Source organism: Bradyrhizobium sp. SZCCHNRI1029, assembly GCF_032487555.1.
Classification (GTDB): domain Bacteria; phylum Pseudomonadota; class Alphaproteobacteria; order Rhizobiales; family Xanthobacteraceae; genus Bradyrhizobium.
On the sequence record NZ_JAUEUK010000004.1, the window covers coordinates 209569 to 235729 of the forward strand.

General features: G+C 65.9%; 27 protein-coding genes and 1 riboswitch. Of the genes, 20 read left to right on the forward strand and 7 right to left on the reverse strand.

Translation table 11 applies throughout. The features are described from left to right. Positions 1-21: 21 nt before the first annotated feature. Complete coding sequence (locus QW861_RS13200) at positions 22-762, forward strand: response regulator (RefSeq protein WP_315717811.1); 741 nt, start codon at positions 22-24, stop codon at positions 760-762. A 24-nt stretch (positions 763-786) separates the two neighbouring features. Beyond that, positions 787-2199, forward strand: coding sequence for an ATP-binding protein (locus tag QW861_RS13205; protein WP_315717812.1), 1413 nt, complete (start codon positions 787-789; stop codon positions 2197-2199). Between the two features lie 68 nt (positions 2200-2267). Here QW861_RS13205 and QW861_RS13210 read toward each other — a convergent pair whose 3' ends face one another. The 3 genes from QW861_RS13210 to QW861_RS13220 form a co-directional block, all read right to left on the reverse strand. Beyond that, positions 2268-2798, reverse strand: a complete 531-nt coding sequence (locus QW861_RS13210; RefSeq protein WP_315717813.1) for a PRC-barrel domain-containing protein — start codon at positions 2796-2798, stop codon at positions 2268-2270. Between the two features lie 460 nt (positions 2799-3258). Then, positions 3259-3525 carry a hypothetical protein gene (locus QW861_RS13215; RefSeq protein ID WP_315717814.1) on the reverse strand — a complete coding sequence of 89 codons (267 nt, stop codon included), beginning with the start codon at positions 3523-3525 and terminating at the stop codon, positions 3259-3261. A gap of 122 nt (positions 3526-3647) precedes the next feature. After that, positions 3648-5162 (reverse strand): hypothetical protein, encoded by a 1515-nt coding sequence (locus tag QW861_RS13220; protein WP_315827105.1) that lies wholly within the window; start codon positions 5160-5162, stop codon positions 3648-3650. Positions 5163-5378: 216 nt separating this feature from the next. Here QW861_RS13220 and QW861_RS13225 point away from each other — a divergent pair, with 216 nt between their 5' ends. The 7 genes from QW861_RS13225 to QW861_RS13255 all read left to right on the forward strand — a co-directional run bounded on the left by QW861_RS13225 (position 5379) and on the right by QW861_RS13255 (position 12219). Further along, entirely contained in the window at positions 5379-6170 is a 792-nt protein-coding gene (locus QW861_RS13225) for a lytic transglycosylase domain-containing protein (protein ID WP_316193140.1), read from the forward strand. A 79-nt stretch (positions 6171-6249) separates the two neighbouring features. Next, positions 6250-6360: riboswitch (TPP riboswitch) on the forward strand. Continuing rightward, on the forward strand, positions 6348-7361 hold the full coding sequence (locus tag QW861_RS13230) for an FAD-dependent oxidoreductase (RefSeq protein WP_315717817.1): 1014 nt from the start codon (positions 6348-6350) through the stop codon (positions 7359-7361). (Overlaps the previous riboswitch by 13 nt.) Continuing rightward, entirely contained in the window at positions 7352-7549 is a 198-nt protein-coding gene (gene thiS, locus QW861_RS13235; RefSeq protein ID WP_315750253.1) for a sulfur carrier protein ThiS, read from the forward strand. Before QW861_RS13230 ends, thiS begins: the two co-directional genes overlap by 10 nt. 103 nt (positions 7550-7652) lie before the next feature. Continuing rightward, positions 7653-8435 (forward strand): thiazole synthase, encoded by a 783-nt coding sequence (locus tag QW861_RS13240; protein WP_316191907.1) that lies wholly within the window; start codon positions 7653-7655, stop codon positions 8433-8435. Beyond that, the gene (locus tag QW861_RS13245) at positions 8422-9030 is read left to right on the forward strand and encodes a thiamine phosphate synthase (protein WP_315717820.1); all 609 of its coding nucleotides are present in this window, start codon (positions 8422-8424) and stop codon (positions 9028-9030) included. The genes QW861_RS13240 and QW861_RS13245 overlap by 14 nt, the downstream gene beginning before the upstream one ends. Before the next feature lie 324 nt (positions 9031-9354). Further along, complete coding sequence (gene thiC / locus QW861_RS13250) at positions 9355-11256, forward strand: phosphomethylpyrimidine synthase ThiC (RefSeq protein WP_316193141.1); 1902 nt, start codon at positions 9355-9357, stop codon at positions 11254-11256. A 576-nt stretch (positions 11257-11832) separates the two neighbouring features. Then, complete coding sequence (locus QW861_RS13255; protein WP_316193142.1) at positions 11833-12219, forward strand: RidA family protein; 387 nt, start codon at positions 11833-11835, stop codon at positions 12217-12219. Positions 12220-12513: 294 nt separating this feature from the next. Here QW861_RS13255 and QW861_RS13260 read toward each other — a convergent pair whose 3' ends face one another. After that, positions 12514-12906 carry a hypothetical protein gene (locus QW861_RS13260; protein WP_316193143.1) on the reverse strand — a complete coding sequence of 131 codons (393 nt, stop codon included), beginning with the start codon at positions 12904-12906 and terminating at the stop codon, positions 12514-12516. Positions 12907-13455: 549 nt separating this feature from the next. Here QW861_RS13260 and QW861_RS13265 point away from each other — a divergent pair. The 3 genes from QW861_RS13265 (at position 13456) to QW861_RS13275 (ending at position 15659) form a co-directional block, all read left to right on the forward strand. Continuing rightward, on the forward strand, positions 13456-14715 hold the full coding sequence (locus tag QW861_RS13265) for an acyltransferase (protein WP_316193144.1): 1260 nt from the start codon (positions 13456-13458) through the stop codon (positions 14713-14715). Positions 14716-14941: 226 nt separating this feature from the next. Continuing rightward, positions 14942-15196: a hypothetical protein gene (locus QW861_RS13270; RefSeq protein ID WP_315750248.1), complete on the forward strand. Its 255-nt coding sequence runs from the start codon at positions 14942-14944 to the stop codon at positions 15194-15196. Between the two features lie 193 nt (positions 15197-15389). Next, positions 15390-15659 carry a hypothetical protein gene (locus QW861_RS13275; protein ID WP_315750247.1) on the forward strand — a complete coding sequence of 90 codons (270 nt, stop codon included), beginning with the start codon at positions 15390-15392 and terminating at the stop codon, positions 15657-15659. Positions 15660-15692: 33 nt separating this feature from the next. Here the strand turns inward: QW861_RS13275 and QW861_RS13280 are convergent, their stop codons facing one another. Further along, entirely contained in the window at positions 15693-16313 is a 621-nt protein-coding gene (locus QW861_RS13280; RefSeq protein WP_316193145.1) for a glutathione S-transferase, read from the reverse strand. Positions 16314-16422: 109 nt separating this feature from the next. Here QW861_RS13280 and QW861_RS13285 point away from each other — a divergent pair, with 109 nt between their 5' ends. Further along, positions 16423-16923: a mismatch-specific DNA-glycosylase gene (locus QW861_RS13285; protein ID WP_316193146.1), complete on the forward strand. Its 501-nt coding sequence runs from the start codon at positions 16423-16425 to the stop codon at positions 16921-16923. A gap of 843 nt (positions 16924-17766) precedes the next feature. Here the strand turns inward: QW861_RS13285 and QW861_RS13290 are convergent. Next, complete coding sequence (locus QW861_RS13290) at positions 17767-18207, reverse strand: hypothetical protein (protein ID WP_315717830.1); 441 nt, start codon at positions 18205-18207, stop codon at positions 17767-17769. Between the two features lie 442 nt (positions 18208-18649). Here QW861_RS13290 and QW861_RS13295 point away from each other — a divergent pair, with 442 nt between their 5' ends. Then, positions 18650-18919, forward strand: a complete 270-nt coding sequence (locus QW861_RS13295) for a helix-turn-helix domain-containing protein (protein ID WP_315717831.1) — start codon at positions 18650-18652, stop codon at positions 18917-18919. A gap of 161 nt (positions 18920-19080) precedes the next feature. Further along, the gene (locus QW861_RS13300; RefSeq protein WP_315827118.1) at positions 19081-19608 is read left to right on the forward strand and encodes a collagen-like protein; all 528 of its coding nucleotides are present in this window, start codon (positions 19081-19083) and stop codon (positions 19606-19608) included. 30 nt (positions 19609-19638) lie between these two features. Here QW861_RS13300 and QW861_RS13305 read toward each other — a convergent pair whose 3' ends face one another. Continuing rightward, the gene (locus QW861_RS13305) at positions 19639-19911 is read right to left on the reverse strand and encodes a DUF2277 domain-containing protein (protein WP_315717862.1); all 273 of its coding nucleotides are present in this window, start codon (positions 19909-19911) and stop codon (positions 19639-19641) included. 96 nt (positions 19912-20007) lie between these two features. Here QW861_RS13305 and QW861_RS13310 point away from each other — a divergent pair, with 96 nt between their 5' ends. The 5 genes from QW861_RS13310 (at position 20008) to QW861_RS13330 (ending at position 26136) form a co-directional block, all read left to right on the forward strand. Beyond that, positions 20008-21069, forward strand: a complete 1062-nt coding sequence (locus QW861_RS13310) for an alpha/beta fold hydrolase (protein ID WP_316171682.1) — start codon at positions 20008-20010, stop codon at positions 21067-21069. A gap of 21 nt (positions 21070-21090) precedes the next feature. Next, entirely contained in the window at positions 21091-21444 is a 354-nt protein-coding gene (locus QW861_RS13315) for a hypothetical protein (protein ID WP_410052329.1), read from the forward strand. 187 nt (positions 21445-21631) lie between these two features. Further along, positions 21632-22753, forward strand: a complete 1122-nt coding sequence (locus tag QW861_RS13320) for an efflux RND transporter periplasmic adaptor subunit (protein ID WP_316193147.1) — start codon at positions 21632-21634, stop codon at positions 22751-22753. Continuing rightward, on the forward strand, positions 22754-25828 hold the full coding sequence (locus QW861_RS13325) for a CusA/CzcA family heavy metal efflux RND transporter (RefSeq protein ID WP_316193148.1): 3075 nt from the start codon (positions 22754-22756) through the stop codon (positions 25826-25828). Continuing rightward, positions 25825-26136: a DUF3240 family protein gene (locus QW861_RS13330; protein ID WP_315717836.1), complete on the forward strand. Its 312-nt coding sequence runs from the start codon at positions 25825-25827 to the stop codon at positions 26134-26136. Before QW861_RS13325 ends, QW861_RS13330 begins: the two co-directional genes overlap by 4 nt. Positions 26137-26161: the final 25 nt, after the last annotated feature.

Genomic DNA, 26161 nt, shown 5'->3' on the forward strand with positions numbered 1-26161 from the left:
GATTCTAGGTCACTTGTCGGTATGGCCCAGACACAACCACACATTCTTGTCGTCGAGGACGACCGCGAGACGCGGACGCTGATCGCGAAATATCTGCGCAACAATGCCTGCAACGTGACCACCGCGACCGACGGCCGCGAGATGACCCGCATCATGGGCGACCACCGTGTCGATCTCCTGATCCTCGACGTCATGCTGCCCGGCGAGGACGGCCTGACCTTGTGCCGCAAGCTGCGCGCGGAATCGCAGGTGCCGATCATCATGCTCACCGCGCGCGGCGAGGACGTCGACCGCATCCTCGGACTGGAGATGGGCGCCGACGACTATCTGCCAAAGCCGTTCAATCCGCGCGAGCTGCTCGCCCGCATCAACGCGGTGCTGCGCCGGCAGGCGGCCGCGATGACGGCGAGCGCAACCGAAGGCGCGACGGCGCTGAGCTTCCTCGGCTGGACGATCGACTTCCGGCTGCGCGAACTACGCAATCCCGAAGGCGCACGCGTCGCGATGACGAGCGCCGAGTTCGATCTGCTCCGCACCTTCTGCGAGCGGCCGGGCCGCGTGCTGTCGCGCGACAGCCTGCTCGACCTGACGCAGGGCCGCAGCGCCGGCTCGTTCGAGCGCTCGATCGACGTGCTGGTCAGCCGCATCCGCCGCAAGATCGAGCCGGACCCGCAGGAGGCCACCATGATCAAGACCGTGCGCTCCGGCGGCTACATGTTCACACCCGTCGTCGAGGTGGTGACTGGCCCGCAAAGCCATTGACCGGCCCGATCGAATGGCGATGTCATGATGTCGTTCGGCTTTCTCAACCTCAAGGGAATCCGCGGCCAGATCACGGCGCTGGTCGCCATTTCGATCGTGGCGCTCCATGCCATCATCACGGCGACGTTCCTGATCTATCGCGCCGAGCAGCCCGACCCCGAAAACGAAGTCGGGCCACTTCAGCTCGCGACCGCCATCCGCATTCTTGGACGCGCGCCCGCTGCCGAACGGCCTCGACTGATCTCCGACATTGCCCGCGCCTATCCTGAGTTCGAGCTTAAGCCTCACGTGGGGCCTCTGCCGGGTGCTTCCGGCCGCCGGCGCGAGCCGGCCGGCCCCGACGTCGAGGCCGGGACCGGTGGCGACGAGCGACGGCCGGCCCCTCCGGAGCTCGCCGACGGACGGCCTCACGGTCCAGGCGGCTTTCGTGGCCTTGGCCCAGGCTATCGCGTCTTCATGCCGCCGCCCGGCTCCCAGACGCGCACCGTCATCTTCGCTCTGCCCGATGGCAACATGGTTTCGGCTCGAATGGCCGACCGGCCGCACCGGCCACCGTTCTGGGGCGCCCCATGGCTGACGACGATCATGTTCGCGCTGATCAGCACGACACTGCTCGGCCTGTGGGCGGCCCGCGCGCTGACCTCACCGCTGTCGAGCTTCGCCAAGGCTGCCGAGAGCTTCAGCCTCGATGGCGATGCCACTGCCCTGCCCGAGCGCGGACCGGAAGAGATCCGGTCGCTGGCGCGCGCCCTGAACCGTATGCGCCAACGCATCACGGCGCTGATGAACGACCGGACCAAGATGCTGGCGGCCATCAGCCACGATCTGCGGACACCGCTGACCCGCATGCGGCTGCGCTGTGAGTTCGTCGAGGACGAGCTGCAGCGCAATCGCATGCTGGCCGATCTCGATCAGATGCATGCGATGCTGGGCTCGGTGCTGTCATTCCTGCGCAACGGCCGCAAGCTCGAGCCGATGACGCTGGTCGATATCGCGAGCATCCTGCAGCTCGTCGCCGACCAATTCGCCGATGTCGGCCACAGCGTCACCTATATCGGCCCGGCGCACGCGATGGCGACGGTGCGTCCCGACGACCTGATGCGTTCGGTCACCAACCTGGTCGAGAACGCCGTGAAGTACGGCAAGGAAACCGTCATCAGACTGGTGGCGTCGGGGAAGTGCCTGACGATCGACGTGGAGGATGATGGACCCGGGATCGCCGATGCGCGCAAGCCCGACATGCTGGAGCCCTTCGTGCGCGGCGACGATGCCCGCAACATGGACGAGGCCACCGGGTTCGGCCTGGGCCTCTCGATCGCGAAGGCGATCGTCCAGGCGCATGGCGGCGAGCTGTCATTGCACGATCGCAAGCCACGCGGACTGATCGCCCGCATCGAGCTGCCGCTCGGCCAGACCACCTTGCGCCCCGCAGCATGACGCGCGAACGCGCCCGGACGGATCCGGGCGCGCCGCTTGGGCAGTCAGCTAGACGTCAGTGACGCCGTTTACTCTGAGTACTTGAACTCGGGCATCGACTTCAGCTGGTCCTTGGTGGCGTTGATCATCGCATGGTCGGGATACCAGCGATTCTTCGAGGAGCTCATCGACGAGGATGACGAAGTGCCGGTGGCGGCGCCGGTCGTCGTGGCCGGCGGCGTGGTCGCCTTGCCCGAGGCCGGAGCGTTGGAGGCGGTGTTGGCCTGAACCGGCTGGTCCGAGAACTTGATCTGGTCGAACGAGACAGCGACGAGGTGCTCACCCATGCCGAGGAAGCCGCCGACGCCGATCACGACGCCCTTGACTGCGCCGCTCTTGTCGATCAGCAGATCGTCGATCGAGCCGACATTCTCGTTGTTGTTGTTGTAGACCTTCACGCCGACGAGCTTGGAGCTGCGCCAGTCGCCCTGATAGGACGCGACGGTGGTGTCGCTCTTGATCGTGGTGTTGGTTGTGGTGGTGGTGCTCTCCGCAGCAAAGGCGGCGGTCGCGAGCAGCAGGGAACCGGCGAGGCCGGCCGCAACAGTCTTCATCATCATGTGGTGTCTCCTCTAGGTGGATGGTGACGAGAGAACGGCAATGGACAGTCGGCGTTCCGCGGGAACCACGATTTCGTCATGCTGCGCGACAAGCAGCCTCAGTGCGCCGCGGCAGTGTCACTTTGTGACGTTCGGGGGATCCGGGTGACGTCGCTCACATCGCCAAGCCGCACCGCCGCGCCTAGCACGGGAGCCCGACTAACAGGTCTACATTGGCTGGAGCTGGTGTAAGCCTATTGCTGCTAGCTCGGTTTCACCTCTCCCCCGCCTGCGGGGTGGGTCGGATTGCATCGCCAGTTGCGATCCGGGTAAGAGGGTACAGATCTCCCCATCGGCGCTTCTCGTGGGTCTGCCCTCCCCCCAACCCTCTCAGCGCGAGCGAAGCTCGTCGCGCCCCCGTAAGAACGGGGAGAGGGAGCCGACCGTCAGCGCTGCAACGTCCCGCGATAGTCAATCGAGCCTACGCCGCCATCGCGCCGTTCTCGTCGACGGACTCGGCATAGAAGGCGATGGTTTCGTAGCGATAGTCGCAGAGGCGGCAGTGCCAGAGATAGGCGGTGCGGCGGCCATCCTTTTCGACCCAGGACGGCAATGCGATCGCCTCGCCACATTGGGCGCAGGGATTGTTGCGCGGCAGATCCACGACGCGAACCGTGGATGGCATCGCGTCGATATCGAATGAATGGTCGATGCTGGGTGAATGATCGTCGGCTGCCTTCACGGCCATGACGCGCTCCCTCTCTGTTCAGTCTTCTTGAATGAGTCAGGCATGCTGTCGAACTGACGGCCCTGATCTTAGCCGCGCGGCGGTTGTTTTGCACGCGCCGGGATGCCGCGCGACATCCGACCTCACGGAGATGGGATCAACGCGTTTGATTCAATTGCCGCCGGAGAGACCGCCGGTTCCGCGACATGACGGGCATCCGCCTTGCGCAGATGGATGGTGGCGATGTCGTCGGCATAAACCTTCTGCCAGCCGTCGACGTGATCGAGCAGCTTGGTCGCAGCACTCTGCGTGCGCAGCAGGGTCGCCTCGATGTCGTAGTCCTTGAGCAGGCGGAACAGATTGTCCGGCTCCATCAGGCCGGACGCGGCGTTGTGATCGACGAAGAACTTTTCGCCATAGAGCTCGGTGCGGCCGTCGATGAACGGCGCGACACCGGCTGAGATCAGGTAGCCGCCGAAATCATAGTCATTGAGAACCCGCGTGAGGTTGAGCTTCTTCAGCTCGGTCACGGCCGCGACCGGGGTGCCGCGCATGTTTGGCGTGTAGTTCAGGATCGAAGCCGAGGCGACCGTGCCGGCGCCGAGCGCGAGCATCACTGCCGCCGTCAGCGCCGCTCCCGACGCGCGCCCCGGCGGCAGCACGGGCGACGCGCCCGCCTGCCGCGCCAGCGGTGCGGCGAGCACCAGCGGACCGACCAACGCCAGGATCTCCGCCGCGCGCGCCTGCGCCAGCGCCATGTGCAGCAGGCCGAGCAGCATCAGGATCCGCACCGGAGGCAGCCTGAGACCATGGAACAGCGCGACCCCGATGGCGATCAGCAGGCAGATCTCGAACGGACCGAGCCCCTGGAAGTCGGTCGCCTTCCATTCCACGATCAACGGCAGCGCCTGGCCCAGCGAGAGGATCTTCTGCGACGCCAGCAGCGCATTCCAGCCATAGGGCGTGCAGCAGCTCGCCGCCAGCGCGAGCGCGGCAAACCCGGCCCAGCGCAGCGCCAGGCCGGCGCGGACCGAGCGATCGGCATTCACCAGCGCGTCGAGCGCGGCGGGCGCGATGAAGAACAGGCCGAACACGAATCCGCCATGCAGATTGGCCCACAGCGCGATCAGCGGCACCAGCTGCCATGGCGGCGCGGCCCTGCGATCGGCCGCATCGACAAGTCCGGCGATCCAGGCGACCAGGATCGGAAACGCCAGCACATGCGGCCGCGCCAGCAGATGCGGCAGGCAGAGCAGGAACGCCGCGACCACGAACACCAATGTCGTGGCGTCGCGCAGATGCCGGCCGAGGGCGCGCGCGAACAGCGCGAAGGACAGCGCGGTCGCCGAGGCCGCCAGCACCACCGGCCCGGCCCAGCCGGCGAACGTGTAAGCGGCCGCATAGGCGACCTGCGCCAGCCACTGCGTGGAGATCCAAGGCGCGCCGCGCATGGTGAAGGAATAGACGTCGACCTCGGGGACCGCACGGTGGTCGACGATCCACTGCCCCACCGTGATCTGCCACAGCGTGTCGGGATCGTTGAGCAGCCGGTTGCCGGAGATCAGCAGCAGCGCATAGACGCCGGCGCCGACCCATAGTGGCAGCAGCGCCTGCGCGCGCCCGGCGGTCGCTTCGGTGTGGGTGACGGACAGCGTCATCGCGGCATGGCCCCGTTGGCGGAATTGCTCCGCCCAGCCAAGCATGCACGGCATAATTCGCGGTAAACCGCCGGCGCATCCGGACCCGGCCCGGCGTCTTCGCCCCATTGTTGCCACATTATCGCCCGGCGTTCGCGCCAATTACGGTGTGCAAAGTGTAAAGCGCGTGCTGGGGGGCTACTCGGCATGCGTGTGGTTCCCGGGGGATCCTGACACATGAGACGTCTTGTGCTGACGGCCTGCATCGCAGGCTTCGCAATGGCTGGTCCCGTGCCGTTCGCAATGGCTGCCGATGATGCGAGCACCGCATCGGACAGTGCAGCCAAACCGAAGGCCGGCAAGGTCAAGCTCGCCCATGTCCGCTCTGACGGCACCAGGGAGCTGGCGGCACGCAGCGCGGTGACGAAGGCCGCGCGCGAGGTCGAGGCGATCGAGGCCGTCAGCAGCGCCGACACGTCGCCGCCGATGGACGCCAATGCCTCAGCGTCCGCCGACACCGACGCCATCCCGGCCGCTGCGGCCGAGCCCCGCGAGGCCGAGCGCAGGGCGGCCGAGGCCAAGCCGCGCCACATCGACACCGGCCATCCGCACATCGACGCGCTGGTGGCGGTGCACGCCGCCGCCAACAACATTCCGGAATCGCTGATCCACCGCGTCATCGTGCGCGAGAGCAAATACCAGAAGGACCTGGTCGGCCGCTGCGGCTGCATCGGCCTGATGCAGATCAAGCTCGGCACCGCGCGCGGCCTGGGCTACACCGGCGACGCACAGGGCCTGCACGATCCGAACACCAATCTCACCTATGGCGTGCGCTATCTCGCCGGCGCCTACCGTGCCGCCCGCGGCGATCACGACCGCGCCGTGCTCTACTTCGCCAGGGGCTACTACGAGGAGGCCAAGCGGCAGCGCCTGGCCGACGCGCGGCCCGCCGGCCGCTCCGAGCGGACGAGCGGCCCGCTCGACATCACCCCGAAGATTGCAACCGGCCGCCACGCGCGGGCGCACTGATCGCCATTGGTTCCAAGGGCCACCGGCTTTGTCTTTCCGTGACACTCCGTTGACACGGGGGGATATCGGTCTATTTTAAGTGCGTTCCGAGGGGAGCTCCGAGGGGAGCTGAGATACCGCAGCGTGATGCGGTGACCCTTTGAACCTGATCCGGGTCATGCCGGCGAAGGGACAGGGATGCAGCAGACAACCACGCGCGGGGATGTCCCCGTTTCCATCATCGGTGCGGGCATCGCGGGTGCCTGGCAAGCCTTGCTGCTCGCGCGCGCGGGCCGCGAGGTCACGCTGCACGAGCGCAGCGACGCCGATCTGATGCTCTCCACCAGCCATTGGGCCGGCGGCATGCTGGCGCCTTATTGCGAGAGCGAGGTCGCCGAGCCGATCATCAGCCGGCTCGGGCTCGCCTCGCTCGACATCTGGCGGCGCGAGCTGCCGGACACGCCGTTCAACGGTTCGCTGGTGATCGCGCATGCCCGCGACCGCGCCGACTACGACCGCTTCGCCCGCCGCACCTCCGGCTATCAGCGGCTCGACGCGCAGCAGCTTGCGGCGTTGGAGCCGTCGCTGGAGGGCCGCTTCCGCGAGGGCCTGTTCTATCCGACCGAGGGCCATGTCGAGCCACGCCGCGTGCTGCCGAAGCTGCATCAGCGCATCGTCGAGGCTGGCGGCCGCGTGCTGTTCAACAGCGACGTCACGGCTGATGATCTCGACGGCCTCGTGATCGACTGCCGCGGGCTGGAGGCGCGCGACGCCGAGCCCGAGCTGCGCGGCGTCAAGGGCGAGATGATCCTGATCGAGACCGCCGAGGTGCAGCTCGCGCGGCCCGTGCGGCTGATGCATCCGCGCTTCCCGCTCTATCTGATCCCGCGCGAGGACAACCTGTTCATGCTGGGGGCGACTTCGCTCGAGGCCGAGGACACCGGCGTCAGCCTGCGCTCGGCGCTGGAATTGCTCGGTGCCGCCTACTCGGTGCATCCGGCGTTCGGCGAGGCGCGCATCCTCGAATTCGGCTCGGGGCTCAGGCCGGCCTATCCCGACAATCTGCCGCGCATCACCATCAAGGGCGAGCGCGAGATCCGCGTCAACGGCCTCTACCGCCACGGCTTCCTGATCGCGCCGGCGCTGGCGCAGGCGACCTTGAACTATCTCGCGCACGGCCAGATCGACAACGAGGTGATGCGATGCGCGTGACCGTCAACGGCGAGGCCCGCGACATCAGCGCGACCAGCGTCGCCGCGCTGCTCTCCGAGCTCGACTACGAAGGCACCCATTTCGCGATCGCGCTGAACTACGACGTGGTGCCGAAGAGCCGCTGGGCCGAGACGCAGCTCAAGACCGGCGACGAGATCGAGATCATCACCCCCCGGCAGGGAGGGTGATGCTCATGGAGCTCGCGCCACAACCACCACTGTCATCGCCCGCTTTCGCGGGGATGACAGGCTTCGTTGCGGCGACCACCGTCCGACATGACGGAGACCATTGATGCCCACCTTCTACGACAAGACTTTCGCCTCCCGCCTGCTGATCGGCACCGCGCTCTACCCATCGCCTGCGATCATGCAGGATGCGATCCGCGCCTCGGGCGCGCAGATCGTCACCGTGTCGCTGCGGCGCGAGTCGGCCGGCGGCAAGACCGGCGATGCGTTCTGGAAGCTGATCAACGCGCTCGATGTCACCGTGCTGCCGAACACCGCCGGCTGCCGCAGCGTGCGCGAGGCGGTGACGACGGCGAAGCTCGCGCGCGAATTGTTCGGCACGAGCTGGATCAAGCTCGAAGTGATCGGCGACAACGACACCCTGCAGCCCGACGTGGTTGGTCTCGTCGAAGCCGCTGATATCCTGATCAAGGACGGTTTCGAGGTGTTCCCCTACTGCACCGAGGATCTCACGGTCGCGATGCGGCTGGTCGATGCCGGCTGCAAGGTCGTGATGCCCTGGGCGGCGCCGATCGGCTCGGCCAAGGGCATCATCAACCGCGACGCGCTGAAGCTGCTGCGCGACCGCCTGCCCGATATCACCCTGGTGGTCGACGCCGGCCTGGGCGCGCCGAGCCACGCGGCGGAAGCACTCGAGCTCGGCTACGACGCCGTGCTGCTCAACACGGCGATTGCCAAGGCTGCCGACCCGGTGGCGATGGCGCGCGCCTTCCGGCTCGGGGTCGAAGCCGGCCGCACCGCCTACGAGGCCGGGCTGATGGACGCCCGCGATTTCGCCTCGCCCTCCACCCCTGTCGTTGGGACACCGTTCTGGCATGCCGTATCCTGATCGCTTCTATCCCGTCGTCGACAGCCTCGCCTGGGTCGAGCGCCTGACCAGGCTCGGCGTCGGCACCGTGCAGCTGCGCGCGAAGGACCTCAACGACGGCGAGGCGCTGCAGATCGTCACCGACGCGCTGGCGATCACCAAGGGCACGGCGACGAAGCTGATCGTCAACGACTACTGGCGCGCCGCGATCGTTGCCGGCGCGCAGCACCTCCATCTCGGCCAGGAGGACCTCGCCGACGCCGACGTCGCCGCGATCAAGGAGGCCGGCCTGACGCTCGGCCTCTCGACGCATGACGATGCCGAGCTGGAGACCGCGCTCGCCGCCAAGCCCGACTATGTCGCGTTGGGGCCGATCTTCCCGACGACGCTGAAGGCGATGCGCTTCGCCCCGCAGGGCATCGCGAAGATCGGCGAGTGGAAGAAGCGTGTCGGCACCATCCCGCTGGTCGCGATCGGCGGCATCAAGCTGGAGCAGGCCGCGGAGATCTTCGCCGCCGGCGCCGACTCCATCGCCGTCGTCAGCGACGTGACGCAGAACCCCGACCCCGACGCCCGCGTCCGCGCGTGGCTCGATGCGACCAAGGAGCCGGCATGATGCGCGCGGATTTTGCGAATGCGTCTGAGAATTGTTGCAGGAGATCACCTCCGCGAACGCGGTGTGCCCCCCTCCCCCTTGCGGGGAGGGGTCGGGGGTGGGGGTCCACGCGCACAGCTCTCCATGTGACGTCACGTCCGGCACGCTGCAGCTCTAAGGAATCGCCCACTCATCAGCATCGCATTCCGGGCACCCCCACCCCCAACCCCTCCCCGCAAGGGGGAGGGGGGCGCACTGCACTCGCCGCAAGACCTCCCGCCAACACATCGCCTCTGAACGCCGGGCGCTTTGGCCGGAATAACAACAATTGAGAAGGAGGATCCCATGAACATCCGCTCCAATCCCGACACCACCCTGCCCGCCGTCACCACCGGCCCGCTGCCGTCCTCGCGCAAGATCTACGCAACGCCGGACTCCGCGCCCGACCTGCGCGTGCCGCTGCGCGAGATCATCCTCTCGGAAGCGGCCTCCGAGCCGAACCTGCCGGTCTACGACACCTCCGGTCCCTACACCGATCCGACCGTGACGATCGACGTCAACGCCGGCCTGTCGCGCGCCCGCACCGCCTGGGTGCGCGAGCGTGGCGGCGTCGAGGAGTACGAAGGCCGCGACATCAAGCCCGAGGACAACGGCAATGTCGGCGCCGACAAGGCCGCAAAGTCGTTCACCGCGCATCACAAGCCGCTGCGCGGCCTCGACGGCCACAAGATCACCCAGCTCGAATTCGCCCGCGCCGGCATCGTCACCAAGGAGATGATCTACGTCGCCGAGCGCGAGAATCTCGGCCGCAAGACCCAGCTCGAGCGCGCCGAAGCTGCGCTTGCCGACGGCGAGAGTTTTGGCGCATCCGTGCCCGCCTTCATCACCCCGGAGTTCGTGCGCGACGAGATCGCGCGTGGCCGCGCCATCATTCCCTGCAACATCAACCATGCCGAGTTGGAGCCGATGATCATCGGCCGCAACTTCCTGACCAAGATCAACGCCAATATCGGCAACTCGGCGGTGACATCTTCCGTTGAAGAGGAAGTGGACAAGATGGTGTGGGCGATCCGCTGGGGCGCCGACACCGTGATGGACCTCTCGACGGGCCGCAACATCCACACCACCCGCGAATGGATCCTGCGCAACTCGCCGGTGCCGATCGGCACCGTGCCGATCTACCAGGCGCTGGAGAAGTGCAACGGCGATCCGGTCGCGCTGACCTGGGAGCTCTACAAGGACACCCTGATCGAGCAGTGCGAGCAGGGCGTCGACTACTTCACCATCCACGCCGGCGTGCGTCTCGCCTACATCCACCTCACCGCGAGCCGCGTCACTGGCATCGTCTCGCGCGGCGGCTCGATCATGGCGAAGTGGTGCCTCGCGCATCACAAGGAGAGCTTCCTCTATACGCATTTCGAGGAGATCTGCGACATCATGCGCAAGTATGACGTCTCGTTCTCGCTCGGCGACGGCCTGCGTCCCGGCTCGATCGCGGATGCCAACGACCGCGCCCAGTTCGCCGAATTGGAAACCCTCGGCGAGCTGACCAAGATCGCCTGGGACAAGGGCTGCCAGGTCATGATCGAGGGCCCCGGCCACGTGCCGATGCACAAGATCAAGATCAACATGGACAAGCAGCTCAAGGAGTGCGGCGAGGCGCCGTTCTATACGCTGGGGCCGCTGACCACCGACATCGCGCCGGGCTACGACCACATCACGTCAGGCATCGGTGCAGCCATGATCGGCTGGTTCGGCTGCGCCATGCTGTGCTACGTGACGCCGAAGGAGCATCTCGGCCTGCCCGATCGCAACGACGTCAAGACCGGCGTCATCACCTACAAGATCGCCGCCCACGCCGCCGATCTCGCCAAGGGCCATCCCGCAGCGCAACTGCGCGACGACGCCCTCTCCCGCGCCCGCTTCGAGTTCCGCTGGACCGACCAGTTCAACCTCGGCCTCGACCCGGACACGGCCAAGAGCTTCCACGACGAGACCTTGCCGAAGGAAGCCCACAAGGTCGCGCATTTCTGCTCGATGTGCGGCCCGAAATTCTGCTCGATGAAGATCACCCAGGACGTCCGCGACTACGCCGCGACGCTGAATGATCCAGCCACCGTCGGCATGACCATCAGCGGCACCATCGAGGACGGCATGGCCCAGATGAGCGCCAAGTTCAAGGAAATGGGCGGCAGCGTGTATCTGGATGCGGAGAAGGTGAAGGAGAGCAACAAGGCGTTGTCCTGAAGCCCGCTCAGTTCCACTCTCTCCGTCGTCATGGCCGGGCTTGACCCGGCCACCCATCGAAGCCGGGCGCAAGCCCGGCTTTCTTGTTTGAGATCTGCTCGGTCCTTCGATTTCGCAATTGATGCGTTGGTTGCCGCTTGTTGCGACAATGACGGAAGCTCGCTGATGTCCGCCTTCTCAATTTCAGCGACAAGGAACGGTCGACGAATGCAGAAACAGCCTCCTTCACGTTCCCAATCCACAACTATCCGCAAGGAACGCGAGTAAGTAAATCCAAGGGATTAGGTCAATTTCGGTTTAGTGGCCCGTTAAACCGACCGCCAACTAAGTTATTTCATCATTGTACTTTGTAGGAAAGGACATCACCTTCGCGGCGAAAGAAGCAGGAGAATCTGATGTCCGGACGGTCTTCCCGCGAGCCAAAGCAGCACTGGTTGTTCGGTCTAGCCGCCTGCCTGTGGCCGGTCGCCTTTGCACTAGTAGGAATTTTCGGTAGCCTGCCGAAATCCACTGCCCAGGTCCTAGCGCGTGCTTTGCGCCTCTTGTGAATAGTTACGAGATCGAAATGGACGTCCCATGCCCATCCACCACATCCTCGCCCCACCCCACATCAAAGCCCCGCCGCTGTCGTTTGGCACCCGGATCGGCGACCTCCTCTTCATCTCCGGCATTCCCGGCTTCGATGCCCACGGCAACCTGCCCGCCGAGTTCGACGCGCAGTTCGCCAATGTCGTGACCAACTTCACCCGCGTCCTGACCGAAGGCGGCGCGACCATCCGCGAGTTGGTCAAGGTCAACGTGCTGCTGACGCGAGCCGCTGACGTCGCGACCATGAACCGGCTCTATGCCGAGGCGTTCGGGCCGGCACCCTACCCCGCGCGCACCACCTGCGTGGTCGCAGCGCTGCCTGATTCGAAGATGCTGATCGAGATCGAGGGCGTCGCGGCGGTCGTGAAACGGTAGGGTGGGTTAGCGGACGGCAACCGACGATCTCTCCATGCTCGCACATGGCTGAAGGCCGTTCGCGTAACCCACCATTCCGCGCAGGCGGCGGGTTACGCGCCCTGGCAAACATTCCCCTGCGCGGTGAAATCGTCCCGCGGGCGCTAACCCGCCCTACGTTCTGCCCGATCCGAAGATGCTGATCGAGATCGAGGGTGTCGCGGCGCTCGTCGTAACGTGAGCTGGTCAGGCCGAGGGCTTTGCGCGATCCGCTTCGGAGCGCGCGAATGCCCCCGCACCCGACCGTCGACCGACCTACGGCACGTTGATCTGCTTCCTGCTCGTGGCGCCGATCACTTCGATCCCCTTCGTGCCGCGCACGTGTGTGATGTCGAGGACAACGTGATACGGCGCGGTCTGCGGCAAGCCGATGCCGCTTTGGCAGCCGACCACCTCGATGCCCCAATATTCGGGTTGCCGGATATAGATCAGCGGATGCAATTCGACCTTCATCGTGACCCAGGGCTTGGTGCCGGTGACGATCAGGAAATAGGTGTTCGGAACGATGCCAGGCACCACCGTCGCGCTGTCGAACGTGATGATCCTGCATGAGGTGGACTGAGGCAGAGCCTCGAATGACTTGATATGCGCTTCTTCCATGACAAGCTCCGTTGAAATGAAACTCAAAAATTGGCCGCGCTCAAACAATCGCGGATTTTAGACTTCAATTCCGCGATTTACAACCACTGATTGTCGCTCCATGTTGGTGACACCGACACCGTCGTGGACGCGCATTCACCCGTCGAGCGCCCGCACTCCAGAAGATGCTGATCGAGGGCGTCGCGGCGGCCGCGACACCGCAGGGTGGGCACGCGTCAGCCGACGCGCGGCGATGCAGCGAGACGTCGCTTTGCTCACCCTGCGGTTTTGCCGATGAGGCGACGGTCAATGACTATGATCGTCGTCCAGCGATCGTGCTGCCGATCAGCGGACGCCGCTCTGCCGTTCACGCGACCTCGACGAGCGGAAGATGCCGGTCGAGCAACACGCCGTTGCACTCCGCAGCAGCACCGCGAGTTTCCCTTCGCATCACCTGCACTGACGCCGCCGTTTGCCGCCACCGCGGCGGCCTGCCTCATTCCGCCGCAACCCTGCGTCGTGATGGCCCCCGTCCTGCTATTTCGTCTCTTGCGGTCGATTTAAATTTTAAATAAGATTTAATAGTCCGAAACATTATCTCCGAAAATTTCACGATAGATGTTTTATTCATTGCCGATCCATGCCCTGTTGCGCCTCGCAGGCACCGCCACGGCGCCGTTGCGGGAGGCGATCCGGGAGGCCTTCCAGGCCCAGGTCTATCCGCTCGGCTACGTTCCCTCGCATGACGGCATGCGCGGGCTGATGACGCTGGGCGTCGTCACGGCGCATGTCTCCCACAGCCTCGTGCCGGGCGCGGTGCTCTATATCGACCTGTTCTTCGTCGCCAGCGCCTATTACATCACCGGCCTGCTGCTGCGGGACATCGACAAGCACGGCCACATCAGGTTCCGGCAGTTCTATGCGCGGCGCTTCGCCCGGATCGTGCCGCCGCTGCTCCTGATGCTCGCGGCCTATCTGCTGTTCACCTGGCTGCTGCGGCCGCCATTGCTGCCGGCGGTCGAGCGTGCCGCGATCGCGCTCTCCTATATCGCCAACTACTGGTACGTGTTCGACCCGAAGACGATCGAGGACATCGGCCACACCTGGACCTTGTCGACCGAGGAGCAGTTCTATCTGCTGTGGCCGCTGACCTTCGCAATCCTGGTGAAGCGGTTCGGCGTGACCTGGCGGCTGGTCGGGGCCATCTGCGCCATCGCGGCCGCAATCTGGGCCTGGCGCGTGGCGCTGGTGATCGACGGGGCGGAGTGGCGTCGGCTCTACACCGCGTTCGATACCCGCGCCGATGCGCTGATGGCAGGCTGCGCCATGGCCGTCGTGCTCAGGCTGGTGCCGCAAGCCGCCTATCCCGCGCTCGATCGTCTGTGGCCTAAGCTCGCATGGCCGCTGCTGATCTACTGGATCACGGTCACCTTCCTGTTCTGGCCAGCGGACGGGCCGAGCATGAACTACTATCTGTTCGGCAGCATGGTGTGCGGCGTGCTTCCGGGCATCCTCGCGCTGACCATGCTGGGGCGGAGCCACGGCACGATCTGCCATCGCATCTTCGAATGGCCGGTGGCGATCTTCCTCGGCCGGATCTTCTACGGCATCTATCTCTGGCATCTGCCGATCCTGAACTTCCTCGACAGCTACAGCGTGTGGTGGCCGCTGCGGCTCGCGATCGGGCTGCCGCTGTCGATCGTGGCGGCGACGCTGTCCTACGCCTATCTCGAGCGCCACTTCCTGCGCCGGCGCGCGCAGCCGGTCACCTCGCCGCCGATCGTCACGGGCGCGTCTCCGGTGCTGGTTCCGGCAGCGAGCTTCGGCCCGGATCTCCGCTTCTCGTCGCATGCGAGCACCGAAGGCTTCCGCCCCTGAGCCGTGCGCCGAGGTCGCCGAAACGACCGCGCCAGCCCCGCAATCAAGTCGACGCGCCGAGCCTGCAAACCCGCCTCCCGTTCCGCCGAGATCATCAGGAGTGATCAGGTGACCACGATCGCGCGCTTTTGACGCACACGTTCCGCAGACTTGCCTTCAAAATGAACGAGACCGCTCCGACATAGGGCCACCCGCTGGCCGGGCCAGTTCGTTGCCGGAGTTGACGATGCCTCGTTTCACCACAATCTTTTTTGCTGCATCTCTCGCGGCCGCGCTGCTCGCCGCCGCGCCCGCCCAGGCCGGCTACTACATCATCCGCTGGGACAACACCGGCATCTGCCAGGTCTGGAGCGAGGCCTTCGCCTTCAAGCCGGTCGCATGGCCGTCGAGCTATCAGGTCATCAGCCGGCCGGAGCCGACGTTCAACGACGCCGTGACCCGGCAGATCAGGCTGCGCCAGCAGGGCCGCTGCACGCTGTGAGCCCGCGCGCGCCTTATGGCATCACGTGACGGCGGCAAGTCGTCGTTCACATCCAGGACATCGCTGTGAATGACGGCACGCGCGGCTTGCGTCGCGCGTGCTTTTGTCGCACCACTTTGGCCTTGGTCCGGCCGCAAGGCCGGTGGCCCGCGCGGGCGGGCGATTGTCGTTGTTTCGTTTGAGGAGATTGATGATGCGTCGCCTGACCACGCTCGCCGCCGCCGCGGCCATTGCAGCCGCCTCGATCGTGCCCGCCGCCTTCGCCGCGCCTGCGCCCAAGTCCGGCTACTACGTGATCCGCTGGGACAACACCGGCATCTGCCAGATCTGGAACACCGAGCTGCAATCGAAGCCGGTGGAGTGGCCGTCGACCTACAAGATCGTGTCCAAGCCGGTGCCGACCTTCGTCGAGGCGACCAACATCCAGCTCAAGCTGCGCGACGAGCGCCGCTGCTTCCTGTAAGCGGCGTTCGCACGCAGTCGTACATGGCGGCGGTCAGGCTGCGCTGACCGCGCTCGCCTGCATCGGCACGAAGCCGGGCAGATCGGCGATCCGCGCCAGCCATGCCTGCACGTTGGGGTACGGCGTCAGCGATACGCCGCCTTCGGGCGCATGCGCGGTGTAGCTATAGAGCGCGACGTCGGCGATGGTCGGCGTCGCGCCGGTCAGATAGGGTCGTGCGGCAAGTTCGCATTCCATCACCCCGAACAGGCTGTTGGCGAGCTGGTGCGCCCGCGCCATGTCCAGCGGCACGCCGAACAAGGTCGCAACCCGCGCCGCCGCCGGGCCGAACGCGAGCGGACCGGCCGCCGCCGACAGCCAGCGCTGGACCTGGGCCTGGCCGAGCGGATCGCGCGGCAGCCACGTGCTGGAGCCGTCATAGCGGCCGGCGAGATAGACCAGGATCGCATTGGAATCGGGGATCACGGCATCGCCGTCGACCAGCACCGGCACCTGGCCGAACGAATTGAGCGCGAGGAAGTCCGGCCGCTTGTGCGCGCCGCCCTTGAGGTCGACCTCGATGAGCTCGCAAGGCAGGCCGAGCAGGCTCAGCATCAGCCGCGCGCGATGCGCGTGGCCGGAGAGGGCGAAATGGTACAGACGACGTTGTGACATCAGGTGCTCCCGTGGCTCCACGTCACCTAGACCAGGGACGCCGCAGCAACAATGCAGTCTCCCGGCAACAGGCTGTTGCAGCGGCTGCAACAATGCGACAACGCCAGCCATGGACCGCCTCCCCGACCAGCTCCGGCCCGGCCTGCGCCTCGTCTTCGTCGGCACCGCCGCGAGCGAACGCTCGGCGGCGACCGGGCACTACTACGCCCATCCCGGCAACCGTTTCTGGCGCACGCTGTTCGCGGTCGGCCTGACACCGCGGCTGTACCAGCCGCAGGAATTTCCGGCGCTGCTGTCGCTCGGCATCGGCTTCACCGATCTGTGCAAGCTGGGCGCGGGCATGGACCATGTCGCGCTGAAGGCCGGCGTCGACGTCGCCGGTTTCGCCGCAAAGATCCGACACCATCGCCCGGCAACCGTCGCCTTCACCAGCAAGAAGGCCGCGAGCCTGTTTTATGGCCGGCCCACCAGTGCGATCACGCTCGGGCGACGGCCGAAGCAGGATGATTTCCCGGTCGTGTTCGTGCTCGCCTCGCCCTCCGGCGCGGCGTCGGGTGCGTGGACGCTCGATCCGTGGGAGGAGCTGGCGGCGCATGTCCTATCGGATTAGTAACGGCATCTTCGCGGCGAACAGCTCTCTCCGCCCCGTCATGGCCGGGTTTGTCCCATCCATCCACGTCGATTGTGCTCGGAGGATGACGTGAATGCCCGGGACAAGCCCAGGCATGGCACCACAACCAATTGCGACGATCCAGCCAGTGACAGTTCAGGCGGGCTGCAACGGCAGTGTTGGAAGCCATCAACATCGTCAAGCTCTGCCCGACGGGCAATCCGCGCATGCACACCATGCACGAACTGCCCGTCGTGTTAGTTTGCCGCAGGCATCAGCGCTTGCCATGTCGGGCAAATCAGGACGATGTTTCCGCTCAACCCGCCTCATGCAGAGGGACGTACGCGTCGTCACGATACGTGGAGGTGGGCCGCGGTGGACGTGATCGCTGCGCCCGACGAGCGCGGCTGTCACGTACGGCGAAATCGTGATGTCCTGATACCCCGAAGCTGGTATCACGTGCGTGCTCATGCGGAAGCGTGACGCGCGCAATGGCGGCCAACAAGCCGGCGCGCCAGGGAGACCACGTATAAGCCGTCAGACCATGCGCGCAGGGAAGGCCGGGATGTCTCCGCCGAACCTGTGGTTCTGCCGCGTGCTTATCTGTTGCACGCGGACCATGGGAGCGGCGAGCTCCCGGCCTTCCCTGCCCCTCTCAATTTTCGATGGGGCTCGCACGATGCATCCCTCGCGCACGCGGTGCGGCGAGAACGCGGACTTATGAGCAGGAGTGAGGGAGGGAGATGGTGTTGGCAGTGCTCAGCACGCAACGACGGTCCTCGCCCGCGCAGGCGGGCGATGACACCTGTTGTGAGTTGCTACGCAGCGACGACGATGACGCAACTACCTGATCGTGATCGCGAGCCCGGACAGATCGACGTTCGCCAAGAGGCCGATCTGTTCACCCGAGAGTTCCAGCACCGCGCCCTTCTGGTTGGTCAGCACGATGCCGCGCACGCCGCGGCCGACGGCGAGGCCCGCGCCGGCGGCGCCGTAGACGCCCTCGACGTCGGACGGACGCCAGATGTTGCTGACGCGGCCGCGCAGCACCGTGCGCGAGCCGCCGAACACCAGGCCCCAGTCGAGGCCGCCGGTCGACAGCGGATAGGCGCGGCCGTGGAAGTTCAACACGCCGCTGCCGCCGGAGCCGCCGATGATCCACCCCGCCTTGTAGATGGTCAGCGTGATGAAGCCGCCATCCGCGTGCGCCGTGGCCGGAATGACGGCGCCGCAAGCAGCCGTCAGTGCCACCAGCAGGCCGCGAAGCGAGGATGCAATTGTCATGGGTGAAGTCTCCAGCGAAGTGAATTTGGGCTTGAGGTCATTCGATGGCCGTGTGTGACGATCGTGCCCCACCAAGCGAATCGATCGGGCCGAATTTAGCCCTTTGCGCGGCACCACGCATGCGCCGCCGCCGGTGTGTTCGAAATGACGCGCTCTCACCGCAGGAATTTGGCAATGCAAACGGCCCGCCGCCGACATCGACGATGGCTGTCGGAGGGCATGCCGACCGGGCGGGCCGTGATGTGCCGCCGGCGAAATGGGTCGAGACCCGCGCAGAACCAAGGCGATTTCAGGGTATTTGGCGCGTGCAAGGCGGCCGGACGCCGGCGTTAAGGCCCCATTAACCTTGTCCGACCACGGTGATTTACGGGCTGGATGTTTAGTTGGTCTCGATGTTTACGCGTCGTTTCAGTGGCGGCGCGGGCGTTGATCGGGAGGAGTTATGTCGCAAGAGTTGTCATCCGAAGCCGCAAGTCCGTCACTCGTGCCGCTTGCCATGCCACCGTCGCGCTCCGCGGCGGAGGTCCTGCCGCTGTTGATCGGCACGCCCTTGTCCGAGATCGAGCGCGAGCTGATCGTGCAGACCCTGGCGCGCTGCAACGGCAATCGTACCCACGCCGCAAGGCTGCTCGGCATGCCCGTGCGTACCTTGCGCAACAAGATCCGCATCTACACGGCCGACGGCATCGCGGTGCCGGCCTATTCGGCCTGATCCGACGGCGGCCACGCGATATCCCATCGCGTGGAACTCATCAGGATGCGGCGCCGATTGATGTTGATCAATCGGCCTCGCAGCCCTGCTGCAATTGCTGCCGTCGTCGCGGCTCTGTTAGGCTTCGCTGCGAATCAAAGACGTGTAGCGGAGTTGCGGTAGTGGCAAGGAATCCGGCCGGACGCGGCCTGCAGGGCCCGGTGGGTCCACGTGGCCCGCAAGGGCAGCCCGGGCGGCGCGGACCGGATGGTCAGCGCGGCAAGCCCGGTCCCGACGGCAAGGCGGGTCCGCAAGGCAGGCCCGGTCCGCAGGGGCCCCGCGGCGAGGCCGGTCCGCCAGGCAAGCCGGGACCTGCCGGACCGCAAGGTCCGCAGGGCGAGCCGGGAGCGCCAGGCACGCTGCCGACGATCGATCAGCTGATGCCCTGGCTGGAGCAGATCTTCGCCGCCTATGACGACTACAAGCGCAACCGCGATCGCGAGGCGCATGAGCGCGAGGCCGAGCTGGTCGCGGTGCGCGACATCTTCGCCGCCACCACGCATGACGATGCACTGGACGAGGCCTTCGAGGACGACGATCCGCACGACATCGACCTCCCGAAGAAGAAGAAAAAGAAGAAGGGCAAGAAAAAGAAGAAGCACGACAAGCACGCCCAGGGGCGCGGCGACCACGACGACGAGGGTTTCTGAGCTTCGCCCTCCGTCAGGGCACGATAGGCCTCAGCGCGGGCCGAACCGGGCCGCCGAGCGTTCCCGCGCCTTGGCCGCCTCGATCTCGCGGTCGCGCGGCGGCGCCTGGGTCTGCAGCGAGGTCAGGAGCCGCCGCGCGGCGTCGGCCACCTCCTCGACCGCGCGGGCGAAGGCGGCCTCGTTGGCCTGGGAGGGCGCGTTGAAGCCGGACAGCTTGCGCACGAATTGCAGGGCCGAGGCCTGAATTTCAGCCTCCGTCGCCGGCGGCTCGAAATTGAACAGCGTCTTGATGTTGCGGCACATGATGAGTCCCATCAATCCGGTACTGAACCAGGTCGCAGACCGTGCTATCATGCCTCCGACGCGGCCGGAAGAGTCGCGCATGATCAGGGGGAGTCCATGTTTCGACCGCTTGCCGCCGTTCTTGCCGCCGTCGTCGTTGTTTGCGCGCCGGCCCGCGCCGCCGACTATCCCGCCCCGAAGCAGGGCGACTTCGTCGTCAAGGATTTCAAGTTCCACACCGGCGAGACGCTGCCGGAGCTGAGGCTGCACTATACGACCGTCGGCGAGCCGACCGGGCAGCCGGTGCTGGTGCTGCATGGCACCGGCGGCTCAGGCGGAAGCATGCTGGTGCCGACCTTCGCCGGCGAATTGTTCGGCAAGGACCAGCCGCTCGATGCGAGCAAGTACTACATCATCATTCCCGACAGCATCGGCCACGGCAAATCGTCAAAACCCTCCGACGGGCTGAAGACGAAATTTCCCGCCTATGACTATGCCGACATGGTCGACGCGCAGCACCGCCTGCTGACCGAGGGCCTCGGCATCAAGCACCTGCGGCTCGTGATCGGCAATTCGATGGGCGGCATGCACAGCTGGGTGTGGGCCACGCGCTATCCGGACTTCATGGACGTCGCGGTGCCGATGGCCTCGCAGCCGACCGAAATGGCGGCCCGCAACTGGATGCTGCGCCGGCTGATGCTGGAGACGATCCGCAACGATCCCGACTACAACGGCGGCAACTACACCGCACAGCCGCGCATGATGAAATACGCCGTCACGGCCTACGCCACCGCCTCGGCCGGCGGCACCATCGCCTACCAGCTCGCGGCACCGACCGCCGCCAAGGCCGACAAGCTGATCGAGGAGCGGCTCGCCACGCCGATCCCCACCGACGCCAACGACTTCATCTATCAGTGGGACTCCTCGCACGACTACAATCCGTCCGCCGATCTCGACAAGATCAAGGCAACCGTGATGCTGATCAACTCGGCCGACGACGAGCGCAATCCGCCGGAGACCGGCGTCACGGTCGACGCGATGAAGCGCGTCGCCAACGGCAAGCTCTTCCTCATCCCGACCTCGGCCGAAACGCGCGGCCACCTGACCACGGGAAACGCGAAGTTCTACGCCGAGCCGCTGCGCGAATTGCTGGCGACGGCGCCGCAGCGCGGCATGTAGATCGGCGGAGGGAGCGAACGAATGCGCAGGACGATGCTGGCCGCTGTCACGATCGGCTCGTTCGCCTGCGCGACCGTCGCGCCGGCCTTCGACAATGGGCAGTTCGACAACGTCCCGCCCGATATCCGCGCGTGGTTCAAGAGCGTGATCGCGCCGAACGGCGTGCCATGCTGCGATGTCTCCGACGGCCACCGCACCACCTATGACGTCCGTGACGGCACCTATTGGGTACCGATCGAAGGCCGGTGGATGCCAGTGCCGGAACGCGCCATCATCCGCGACCGCGGCAACCCGATCGGCGAAGCCGTGGTGTGGTACGTCCATCACCGCGGCGACATCATCATCAGCTGTTTCGTTCCCGCCGATGCGGTATGATGCGCATGTGCGCCATCTGACTGCGACTGCTGCGAGTCGTTGGCGACAAGACAGGTCTCAAGCGAGATTTTCAGCTCGGCTCGCGGGCTCGTGACCGGCCCCTGTTGACGCAGGTCAACAAATACGGAAATTGGCCGAAATAGTGTGCAGAATGCGTCATGCATGAACGCGAAGATTCCTGATCGAAATGCTCAAGCGATTGTTTTTCCGGTCCGCAGGCCGTCTGGCCCGCGCGTCTCTCGCGCTGGCTCTCATCGTCGCGCCCTGCGCCGCGTTGGCCGATGATGAGCTGAAGCTCACGCCAAGCCAGGCGCAGAACCTCGGCGTGCGCGTGACGCATCCGATCTCCAGCCGGATGGACAGGACCCTGCCTTATCCCGCGCAGATCGTCATTCCCACGCCTCAACTATGGGTCGTCAGCGCGCCGGTTGCGGGGATGATCACCAACCTCGCTGTTGCCCGCGGCGATCGCGTGACCGTCGGACAGCCGCTGCTCACGCTGGAGAGTCCGAGCTTCGTCTCGCTCCAGCGCGATTACCTGCACGCGCTGGCACAGGAGGGACTCGCGGCTCAGCAGTTGAAGCGCAACGCCGACCTGTTCGAAGGCAAAGCCATCCCGCAACGCGTGCTGGAGTCGAGCCAGGCCGAAGCGCGCCAGGCCAGCATCGTCGTCGCCGAACGACGGCAGATGCTGCACATCAGCGGGCTGTCGGACGAAGCCATCGCCCGGCTCAGCAATGAGGCGGCGATCAGCGCGACACTCACCGTGACGGCGCCACGCGCCGCGTCCGTGGTCGAGATCGCGGTATCGCCGGGCCAGCGCCTTGAGCAGGCCGCGTCCCTGGTAAAGCTTGCGCGGCTGTCGCCGCTATGGGCCGAGATCGCGATCCCCGCGACCAACATCGGCGCCATCAAGACCGGCGCCAAGGTCGACATCGAAGGCTATGCGACACCGGGCCAGGTCATCCTGGTGTCCGAGACGACAGATGCCGCCACGCAGACCATTCTCGTCCGCGCCGAGATTCCAAACAACGGTGAGCTGCATTCCGGACAGATGGCGGCCGCTCGCATCGGCTTCATCTCGGCAGGCGAAAGCGCATGGGAGATTCCCTATAGCGGCCTCGTCCGTCGCGGCGAGCAGACCTCGGTGTTCGTCGCCACGGAAGGCGGTTTCCGGCTCGTCCCCGTGACGCTGCTCGCGGAGGATCAGGATCACGTCGTCATCGCCGGCCCCCTCACGGACAAGGACGAGATCGCCATCGGCGGCATCTCGGCGCTGCGCGGCATCCTCTCGCGACTGGGGCAGTAGATGCTACAGCGGCTTGTCGCATTCGCGCTGTCGCAGCGGCTCTTCGTCATCCTGAGCACACTGCTGGTGATCGGCGCTGGCGCCGTCGTCCTGCCGAGCCTGCCGATCGATGCCTTTCCGGACGTCTCGCCGGTCCAGGTGAAGATCATCATGAAGGCCCCCGGTCTGACGCCGGAAGAGGTCGAGCAGCGCATCACGGTCCCGATCGAGCTGGAGCTGCTCGGATTGCCGAACAAGAAGATCCTGCGCTCGGCGACGAAATATGCGCTGGCCGACATCACCGTCGACTTCGAGGACGGCACCGACATCTACTGGGCCCGCAATCAGGTCTCGGAGCGGCTCTCCAACATTTCGCGCGACTTCCCCGAGGGCGTGAGCGGCGGCCTTGCGCCGATCACGAGTCCGCTCGGCGAGATGTTCATGTTCACGATCGACAGTCCCGATCTGTCGCTGGCCGAGCGCCGGACCTTGCTCGACTGGGTCATCCGCCCGGCCCTGCGCACCGTGCCCGGGGTTGCCGACGTCAACGCGCTCGGCGGCTATGTTCGCGCCTTCGAAATCGTGCCGCGGAACGATGCGCTGGCGGCGCGCGGCATCTCGTCCGAGCTGTTTCGCAAAGCCATCGAGGCCAACAGCCGCAACGACGGTGCCGGGCGGGTCAACCAGGGCGAGGACAGCGCGCTGGTCCGCATCGAGGGCAGCATCCGCGGCATCGACGACATCCGCGCGATCATCGTCGACACCCGCGACGGAATCCCGATCCGGGTCAGCGACGTCGCCCGGGTCAAGATCGGCGCCCTCACCCGCTATGGCGCCGTCACGAAAGACGGCAAGGGCGAGACCGTCGAGGGGCTCGTGCTCGGCTTGCGCGGCGCCAACGCCGGACAATTGGTGCGCGACGTTCGGGCGCGGCTGGATGAGCTGAAGCCGTCGCTGCCGAGCAGCGTCACCATCAACGTGTTCTACGACCGCAGCCGGCTGGTCAACCGCGCCGTCGGCACGGTGGTGCGGGCGCTGGGCGAAGCCACGGTGCTCGTCGTCGTGCTGCTGCTGCTGTTCCTCGGCAATTGGCGCGCCTCGCTGGTGATTGCGCTCAGCCTGCCGCTCGCGATCGTGATGGCGCTGATCGTGATGCGGGCTGTCGGCATGTCCGCCAACCTGATGAGTCTCGGCGGCCTTGCGATCGCCATCGGCATGCTGATCGACGCGCTGGTCGTGGTGGTCGAGAACATCGTCGGCAATCTCGCAAAGCACGATCACGCAAGCACCACGCCGCTGATCCACGTCGTCTACCGCTCGGTCTGCGAGGTTCTGCAGCCGGTCGCCTCGGGCGTCCTGATCATCATCATCGTGTTCGTTCCGCTGCTGACCTTGCAGGGGCTGGAGGGCAAGCTCTTCATTCCGGTCGCGCTGGCGATCATCTTCGCCCTGGCCGCGTCGCTGCTGCTGGCGCTGACGGTGCTTCCGGTCGCAACATCCTTCGTGCTCACATCCGCGTCGCATGACGATCCATTGCTGATCCGCGCAGCGCAGCGCGTCTATGCGCCCGCGCTCGACTGGGCGCTCGGCAACGAGCGCAAGGTGATCATCGCGGCGCTGGTCTGCCTCGTTGCCGCGGGATATGGCTACACCCGGCTGGGCAAGACCTTCATGCCGACGATGGACGAAGGCGACGTCATCGTCAGCGTGGAGACGCTGCCGTCCGTCAATCTCGACGAGTCCCTCGCCATCAATGCCCGGCTGCAGACGGCGTTGATGAAGGTGCCAGACGTCGCCGGCATCATCGCGCGCACCGGCTCGGACGAGCTCGGGCTCGATCCGATGGGACCCAATCAGACCGACACGTTCCTGGTGCTCAAGCCGGCAGACCAGCGGCAGACCAGCGACCGCGATGTCCTGCTCGAGACGCTTCGCGAGGTCCTGACCGGCTTCCCCGGCGTCTCGCTCAGCTTCACGCAGCCCATCGACATGCGCGTGCAGGAGATGATCAGCGGCGTGCGCGGCGACGTCGCGGTCAAGATCTTCGGCCCGGACATCACCAAGCTCAACGAGATCGCAGCGAAGCTGTCGGCGATTCTGTCCGAGATCGATGGAGCCCAGGACGTCTACACGACCCTCAACGAAGGCGCGCAGTACTACACGATCGTCGTCAACCGGATGGAGGCGGGCCGGCTCGGGCTCACGGTGGACTCGATCTCGGCCTCCCTGCGCACGCAGATCGAAGGCCGAACGATCGGCACCGCGCTCGAGGAGGGACGCCGGACGCCGATCCTGGTCCGCGGCGGCGAGGCCACGCGGCAGGCGCCGACGATGCTGGCGGCGCTGCCGCTGACGCTTGCGTCCGGCCAGCATGTTGCGCTCTCGCAGGTCGCACGCATCCAGCGGGTCGATGGCCCGGTGAAGATCGATCGTGAGGACGGCAACCGCATGAGCGTGGTTCGCAGCAATGTCCGCGGCCGCGACATGGTCGGTTTCGTCCAGGCGGCTCAGCAAAGGGTCGCAGCCGAGCTGCCGCTGCCGTCCGGCTATCGGCTGACATGGGGCGGGCAGTTCGAGAACCAGCAACGTGCGGCCGCGCGTCTATCGGTCGTGGTGCCGGTGGCGATCGGCTTGATCTTCGTGCTGCTCTTCACCACGTTCGGCTCGGTGCGCCAAGCCCTGCTCGTCCTCGTCAACATTCCGTTTGCGCTGATCGGCGGCGTGTTCGCGCTGGTCTCGACCGGCGAATACCTCTCCGTTCCAGCCTCTGTCGGCTTCATCGCACTACTCGGAATCGCCGTGCTCAATGGTGTCGTGCTGGTGTCTTATTTCAACCAGTTGCGCGCTCACGGGGTCCCCGAGCAGCGCATCGTGGTCGAAGGCGCCAAGCGCAGGCTGCGGCCTGTGCTGATGACGGCGAGCATCACGGCGCTGGGTTTGATCCCGCTGCTGTTTGCATCGGGGCCCGGATCGGAGGTCCAGCGTCCGCTCGCGATCGTCGTGATCGGCGGCCTGCTGTCGTCCACGCTGCTGACGCTGATCCTGTTGCCGATCCTGTATCGCCGCTACGGCGCTGCTGCGAAGGAAGCCACATGAGCAGCCAAGCCGTCTGCCTGACCCTGATCGTGCCGGATGCACTTCACAGCGAGGTACTCGACCATCTGAGCGAGCAGACCGATCTCGTGACGGGCTTTACCGCCTCGGAAGCAGCCGGACACGGTGCGCGCGTCCGGCTACGGAGCGCTGCAGAGCGGGTGAAAGGACATGCCGACGAGGTCGTCGTGCGGATCGTGTTGCCGGAAGAGGATCTCGAGCGGCTCCTCGAGCGGCTCAGAAGCGCGTTTGCGGGAACCCAGCTCGTCTATTGGGTCGTACCCGTCACCGCCTTCGGCATCATCGCGTGAGCGGGTTCGACGTCAGGGGCGGTCG